The sequence below is a fragment of the Halomonas sp. KM-1 genome (genome assembly GCF_000246875.1).
GTDB classification, from domain to species: domain Bacteria; phylum Pseudomonadota; class Gammaproteobacteria; order Pseudomonadales; family Halomonadaceae; genus Halomonas; species Halomonas aerodenitrificans.
Map to the genome: position 1 here is coordinate 1 of NZ_BAEU01000027.1, position 6,595 is coordinate 6,595.

A 6,595-nucleotide genomic window follows, 5' to 3' on the forward strand; every position below is an offset into this window, starting at 1 on the left:
GGCAAGCGGGTCGCCCTGCTCGCCTTCGGCAGCCTCAACGGCCCGGCGGCCGAGGTGGCCGCATCCCTCGATGCCACGCACCTCAACATGCGCTCGGTGAAGCCGCTCGATCGCGAGGCGATTCTGGCCGCCGCCGCCGACCACGAGCTGCTGGTCACCCTGGAGGAGAATGCGGTAGCCGGCGGCGCCGGCAGCGGCGTGAACGAGTTGCTTGCCGCCGAGGGCGTGCAGGTGGCGCTGCTCAACCTGGGCCTGCCCGACACCTTCGTCGAGCACGGCAAGCCCGCCGAACTGCTGACCGAGTGTGGCCTCGATGCTGCCGGTATCGAAGCGGCGATTCGCGCACGTCTGGGTTGAGGTCTTTGCCGCGGGGAAGGGAATCGGCCGGGCGCATGCTCGGCCGATTCGTTTGTGGGGTACTGGTTCTTCTCGTACTGCCAGCGTCATTCATCGTACTTCGAGGTGAAGCGAATGGCGTATCAATTTGCCCTATATTTCTTATATTCGTGTAAGCAATCTCCTACAGGCTTGTAGTTCATTCGCTCTCCCTCATGTAAGTAATGGCCTGCGCCCGGGAACGACCCGCGTCACCACGGGAGTTGTGGCAGGTTACGTGTAAGCCGAAACGACACTCTGTATCCCTGTTGTAACCGTCACTCGGCCGATCGGGCCGTTTGGCACATGCCGCAAGCCTGATTACTCTCTCGCCTCACGAGCAAGGGCGATAACGCTTCTCACCTGAATGCTGACCGCATCTGCCTGACTGAGTGTGGGCTGATGCGGACAGGGCGTGGTGCGTTGTCGACGCAGCTGTAGCGATTCAGCTGTTGCGATTCCAAACAAGGCGGTCCATCAGGGAGCTTCTCCAATGGCGAAGGAAGGAACCGTTGCGCCGAAAGAGCGCATCAACATCAAGTATGTGCCGGCTACCGGCGATCAGCAGGCGGAAACCGAACTGCCGCTCAAGCTGCTGGTGGTAGGCGACTTCAAGGGGGGTGCCGAGGCCACGCCGATCGAGGCGCGGGAAAAGCTCTCGGTGGACAAGAACAACTTCAAGTCGGTAATGCGCGAAGCCGGTCTCAGCTTGACCGCCAGCGTGCCCAATCGCCTTGAGGAGGGCGAGGACGCCGGCGACCTGCCGGTCAACCTCGAATTCAAGTCGCTCGAGGACTTCACTCCCGACAGCGTGGCACGCCAGGTGCCCGAGCTGCGCAAGCTGGTCGAGCTGCGCGAGGCGCTGGTGGCGCTCAAGGGCCCGCTGGGCAACGTCCCTGCGTTCCGTGACCAGTTGCAGAAGCTGATGGAGAGCGACGAGGCGCGTACGCAGCTGCTCGCCGAACTCGAGCTGCTGGACACTCGCGACGACGCCAAGAGCTGAGGCTCCAGCGTCACAGAGGCATTCCGGGAGCGCGCTCACAAGCGCATGAAGTTCCCGGCCAGGCAAAAGATTCGAGGCACGTACAATGAGCGAAATGGCACAGACGCAGGGACAGGCCGCCGGGGCCCAGGCCGAGGGCTCCCTTCTCGATCAGGTGATGGCGCAGACCCGCCTGGCGCCGTCCGAGGACGGTTACGACATCGCCAAGCAGGGCGTGGCCGCCTTCATTGCCGAGCTGCTGCGCAGCGACGACGCGGCGCCGCAGGTCAACAAGGCGGTGGTGGACCGCATGATCGTCGAGCTCGACCGCAAGATCGGCAGTCAGGTCGACGAGATCCTGCACGACCGTGGCTTCCAGCAGATCGAATCGGCCTGGCGCGGGCTCAAGCTGCTGGTCGACCGCACCGACTTCCGCCAGAACATCAAGCTCGACCTGCTGCATGCCACCAAGGAAGAGCTGCTGGAGGACTTCGAGTTCGCGCCGGAGCTCAGCCAGAGCGGGCTCTACCAGCACGTCTACGCGACCGAGTACGGTCAGTTCGGCGGCGAGCCGGTGGGTGCCATCATCGGCAACTACGACTTCTCGCCCTCGACCCCCGACATCAAGCTGCTGCAGTTCACCGCCGCCGTGGGCGCCATGGCACACGCGCCGTTCCTCTCCTCGGTGGCGCCGAGCTTCTTCGGCATCGACAGCTTCCAGGAGCTGCCTAACATCAAGGACTTCAAGGCGATCTTCGAAGGGCCCAAGTACGCCCGCTGGCGCAGCCTGCGCGAGTCCGAGGACGCCCGCTACCTAGGGCTGACCGCCCCGCGCTTCCTGCTGCGCATGCCCTACGACCCGGTGGAGAACCCGGTCAAGACCTTCCACTACCGCGAGACGGTCAGCGAGAGCCACGAGCATTATCTGTGGGGCAACACCGCCTACCTGCTCGCCGAGCGCCTCACCGACAGCTTCGCCAAGTACCGCTGGTGCCCCAACATCATCGGCCCGCAGAGCGGCGGCGCGGTGGAGAACCTGCCGGTGCACACCTACGAGGCGCTGGGCCAGTTGCAGGCCAAGATCCCCACCGAGGTGCTGGTCACCGACCGCCGTGAGTTCGAGATGGCCGAAGAGGGCTTCATCTCGCTGACCATGCGCAAGGGCAGCGACAACGCCGCCTTCTTCTCCGCCAATTCGGTGCAGAAGCCCAAGGTTTTCCCCAACACCCCCGAGGGCAAGGCCGCCGAGACCAACTACAAGCTCGGCACCCAGTTGCCCTACATGTTCATCATCAACCGCCTGGCTCACTACATCAAAGTGCTGCAGCGCGAGCAGATCGGCTCCTGGAAGGAGCGTCAGGATCTCGAGCGCGAGCTCAACGTGTGGATTCGCCAGTACGTTGCCGACCAGGAAAATCCCCCGGCCGAGGTGCGCAGTCGTCGTCCGCTGCGGGCCGCCTCGATTCAGGTCTCCGACGTCGAGGGCGATCCGGGCTGGTACCAGGTCTCCATGGCCGTGCGTCCGCACTTCAAGTACATGGGCGCCAACTTCGAGCTGTCACTGGTGGGCCGTCTGGACAAGGAGTAAGGGGAGGACGCGGCCATGACGATCCACCGTGGTGGCGTGCTCGGCAATCGGCTGTTCGAGCGTCTGGCGACTCCCGAGCGACCGGAAGCCGGCGGCGCCGAGGCGAGCCTTGCCGAGATCGTCGAGTCCATCAAGCGCCATCTGGTCGATCTGCTCAACAGCCACCCGGGGCACAGCGAATGTGCCCCGGAGCTGGGGCTTCTCGACTTCAACGACGCGACTATCGGCGTGCTCGATCTGGAACGCAACATCCAGCGTGCCATACGCCAGTGCATCGAGCGGTTCGAGCCGCGTGTGCGGCAGGTGGAAGTGGAGTCGCTGCCGCGTGGCAGCGACCCCTTGCAGCTGCGCTTCCAGGTGCACGCCACGGTGGATCTCGGGCGCGACCAGGGCCAGGCCACCATCGATCTGTTGCTCAACGACAAACGCTACCAGTGCCTGAACTGAGTACCCAAGCCGATTAGCCCCAGCCAGGAAGCGAGGCGTGCATGCTCAATCGTTATTACCGGGACGAGCTCGACTACCTGAAGCTGCAGGGGCGGGAGTTCGCCGAGGCCAACCCCGGCCTCAGCCGCTTCCTCTCCGAGCGCAGCACGGACCCGGACGTCGAGCGCCTGCTGGAAGGCTTCGCCTTTCTCACCGGACGCATGCGCGAGAAGGTCGAGGACGAGTTCCCCGAGCTGACCCACTCGCTGATCTCCATGCTGTGGCCCAACTATCTGCGCCCGGTGCCGAGCATGACGATCATGCAGTTCACGCCCAACAAGGGTGCCTTGAGCGGACGCCAGGAGGTGGCCGCCGGCACCACGCTGGCGGCGCGCCCCATCGACGGCACCGCCTGTCGCTTCCGTATCTGCCACGACGTGGCGCTCTATCCGCTGATGCATGCCGGCGTGGAGGCGCGCCACTCCCGTGAGTCCTCCATCGTCGAACTGGCTCTCGACGTGGACGGCGACCAGTCGCTGGATGCGCTGGGCATCGACAACCTGCGCCTGCATCTGGGCGGCGGCGGCTATACCGCACGCACGCTCTATCTGTGGCTGGGCCACTATCTGTCGCGCCTGGAGTTGGAGATCGATGGCGCCGTGGTTCCACTGCCTCGCGACATGCTCTCTCCGGTGGGCTTCGAGCGCGAGCACGCGCTGCTGCCCTATCCGCGCAACGTGCACCAGGGCTATCGCATCCTGCAGGAGTACCTGTGCTTTCCCGAGGCCTTCCACTTCGTCGATCTGGTGGGGCTGGGTCGGCTGCTGCCGGCGCGCCAGGCCTCGCGCATCGTGCTGCGCTTCGTCTTCTCGCGCACGCTGCCGGCGGACGCCAAGGTGCGCGACGAGCATCTGGCGCTGTTCTGCGCCCCGGCCATCAACCTGTTCAGTCACGACGCCGACCCCATCGACCTCAACGGCGAGCGCAGCGAGTACCGCATTCGCCCCAGCAGCCGCGCGGCGGAGCACTACGAGGTGTTCAGCGTCGACGCGGTACAGGGTTGGCTGGAGGGCGATAGCGGCAAGATGCGCGGCGAGCCGCGTCAGTACGTGCCGTTCGAGAGCTTCCAGCATCAGATCGAACGTGACCGCGGCCGCGAGGCGCGCTATTTCCGCGTGCGGGTACGCGACAGCCTGCGCGGCGACGGCTTCGACCACGACATCGCCTTCGTGCGCGGCGACGAGCAGGCCTGCGTCGGCATGCGCGAGACCATCTCGCTGCGCCTGACCTGCAGCAACCGCACCCTGCCCGAGCGCCTGGCGGTGGGCGACATCATCGCTTCCACCGATACCAGTCCGGTGTTCGCCGCCTATCGCAACATCACCCGGCCCACCCCGGCGCTGCGCCCGACCCTGGACGGCAGCCTGCTGTGGACGCTGATCTCCAACCTATCGCTCAACTACCTGTCGCTGCTCGAGCGCGATGCGCTGTGCTCGGTGCTGCGGGCCTACGACTTCCGTGCCCTGGTTGACCGCCAGGCCGAGCGGGTGTCGCAGAAGCGTCTGGCCGGTGTGCTGAACATCGAGACCCGCTCCATCGACCGGCTCAAGCGTGGCCTGCCGGTACGCGGCCTGCGCTCGGTCATGACCTTGGACCAGGAAGCCTTCGGCGACGAGGGCAGCCTCTATCTGTTCGGCAGCGTGCTGGCACGATTCTTCTCGCTCTACGCCAGCATCAACTCGTTCCACGAACTCCACGTCGTCAATCGTCACAACCAGGAACGTTACGCATGGACCTTACAGTCGGGCCAACAACCCCTGATCTAGCGCCGCTGGCCCTGATCGAGGGAGCCCGGCGCTACGATTTCTACCAGCTCGTCGAGCTGCTGCATCGTCACCATGACGACGATCTCGAGCGCGTGGCCGACGTGCATCCCGGTCGCGAGCGGGTGCGCTTCAGCGCCTCGGCGTCGCTTGGCTTCCCCGGCAGCGACGTGGTGGCACTGGAACCGCGCCCGAGCGGCGAATACGCGCTGGAAGTCAGCTTCTTCGGCCTGCAGGGGGCCCAGTCGCCGCTGCCCGGCTACTACCTGGAATCGCTAGCCCATGAGGCGGCCCATCACGAAGGGGTCGCCCGCGACTTTCTAGACTTCTTCAACCACCGCCTGCTGACCCTGGTGCATCGCAGCTGGCGCAAGTACCGCCACTACGTGCGCTACCAGGATGGCGCCAGCGACGGCTTCTCCGCCGCGGTGTTCGCGTTGGTAGGACTGGCCGACGAGGAGCTGCGCGGCGAGGCGCCGATCAACTGGGGCAAGATGCTGGCCTATGCCGGCCTGTTGGCGGGGCGCTCGCGCTCGCCCGAGGTGGTCGAGAGCGTGGTCGGTCACTGCTTCGACCTCGACGACGTGAGCGTCGAGCAGTGGGTGCACCGCTGGGTCGAGATTCCCGAGGACCAGCGCAGCCGCACCGGCCTCGGCGCCATGACCCTGGGCGAGGACATGGTGGCCGGCGAGCGGGTCGCCGACGTGGGCGGCAAGTTCGCCCTGTGCCTGCAGGGGCTCAGCCTGGCCCGCTTCCGCGACTTCCTGCCCGACGGCTGCGAGCATGCGCCGCTCAAGACCCTGGTCAGCTTCGTGCTGCGCGAGCCGCTGGCCTACGACCTCGAACTGGAACTGCTGGAGAGCGCGGTGCAGCCCATGCGTCTTGGCGACCATGGCTGCTGCCAGCTCGGCTGGACCACTTTCGTCAACCCCCAAGCCGGTGCCGCCTCGGGGCGGCGCCGGGTGCGCATTCAGATGACAGGGTAATGCGATGACGTATCTTTCCCGGCCCCAGGGTGCCGCCAGCGCCGTCACCTTGGTGGTGCTCAACAGCGAACGGCTGGAGGGGCGCTCCACCAGCAGCCATGTATTTCCGGCCTCGGGGGGAACCCTGGGCAGCGCCGAGAGCGACGACTGGCTGCTGCAGGACCATGCCGGACGAATCCGTCCCGCCCATGCCGAGATCCGCCGGGCCGACGGCCAGTTCTGCCTGATCGACCGCAGCGGTCACACCTTCATCAATCAGGCCACGCTGCCGCTGGGCCGCGAGCGCCGGGTCGCCCTGCGCGATGGCGACGAGCTGGGGATCGGCGAATACCGGGTGCGCGTGCATCTGGGCGACCGCCAGGCCGGCCTGCCCGGCGCCCAGCCGCTTGCCGCGCTGGTCGACGACGAACAGGAG

At 66.0% G+C, this 6,595-nt stretch carries 7 protein-coding genes; all 7 read left to right on the plus strand.

Annotated elements, in window-relative coordinates; all coding sequences use genetic code 11:
- Positions 1 to 357: transketolase C-terminal domain-containing protein (locus B8115_RS02415; protein ID WP_010626150.1), on the plus strand; the 357-nt coding region annotated here is incomplete at its 5' end.
- A 511-nt stretch (positions 358 to 868) separates the two neighbouring features.
- Positions 869 to 1,378: a type VI secretion system contractile sheath small subunit gene (gene tssB, locus B8115_RS02420; protein WP_010626151.1), complete on the plus strand. Its 510-nt coding sequence runs from the start codon at positions 869 to 871 to the stop codon at positions 1,376 to 1,378.
- An 85-nt stretch (positions 1,379 to 1,463) separates the two neighbouring features.
- Positions 1,464 to 2,945 carry a type VI secretion system contractile sheath large subunit gene (gene tssC, locus B8115_RS02425; protein ID WP_010626152.1) on the plus strand — a complete coding sequence of 494 codons (1,482 nt, stop codon included), beginning with the start codon at positions 1,464 to 1,466 and terminating at the stop codon, positions 2,943 to 2,945.
- Positions 2,946 to 2,960: 15 nt separating this feature from the next.
- Positions 2,961 to 3,392 (plus strand): type VI secretion system baseplate subunit TssE, encoded by a 432-nt coding sequence (tssE, locus tag B8115_RS02430; RefSeq protein WP_010626153.1) that lies wholly within the window; start codon positions 2,961 to 2,963, stop codon positions 3,390 to 3,392.
- 41 nt (positions 3,393 to 3,433) lie between these two features.
- Positions 3,434 to 5,197 (plus strand): type VI secretion system baseplate subunit TssF, encoded by a 1,764-nt coding sequence (gene tssF / locus B8115_RS02435; protein ID WP_010626154.1) that lies wholly within the window; start codon positions 3,434 to 3,436, stop codon positions 5,195 to 5,197.
- Complete coding sequence (tssG, locus tag B8115_RS02440; protein ID WP_010626155.1) at positions 5,161 to 6,180, plus strand: type VI secretion system baseplate subunit TssG; 1,020 nt, start codon at positions 5,161 to 5,163, stop codon at positions 6,178 to 6,180. The genes tssF and tssG overlap by 37 nt, the downstream gene beginning before the upstream one ends.
- 4 nt (positions 6,181 to 6,184) lie before the next feature.
- On the plus strand, positions 6,185 to 6,595 hold a 411-nt coding region (locus B8115_RS02445), incomplete at its 3' end, for a type VI secretion system-associated FHA domain protein (protein WP_010626156.1).

What these genes read in the sequence shown, in the direction of transcription:
- tssB (WP_010626151.1), top strand. Translation starts at nt 869, where the DNA reads ATGGCGAAGGAAGGAACCGTTGCGCCGAAAGAGCGCATCAACATCAAG.
- tssC (WP_010626152.1), top strand. Translation starts at nt 1,464, where the DNA reads ATGAGCGAAATGGCACAGACGCAGGGACAGGCCGCCGGGGCCCAGGCC.
- tssE (WP_010626153.1), top strand. Translation starts at nt 2,961, where the DNA reads ATGACGATCCACCGTGGTGGCGTGCTCGGCAATCGGCTGTTCGAGCGT.
- tssF (WP_010626154.1), top strand. Translation starts at nt 3,434, where the DNA reads ATGCTCAATCGTTATTACCGGGACGAGCTCGACTACCTGAAGCTGCAG.
- tssG (WP_010626155.1), top strand. Translation starts at nt 5,161, where the DNA reads ATGGACCTTACAGTCGGGCCAACAACCCCTGATCTAGCGCCGCTGGCC.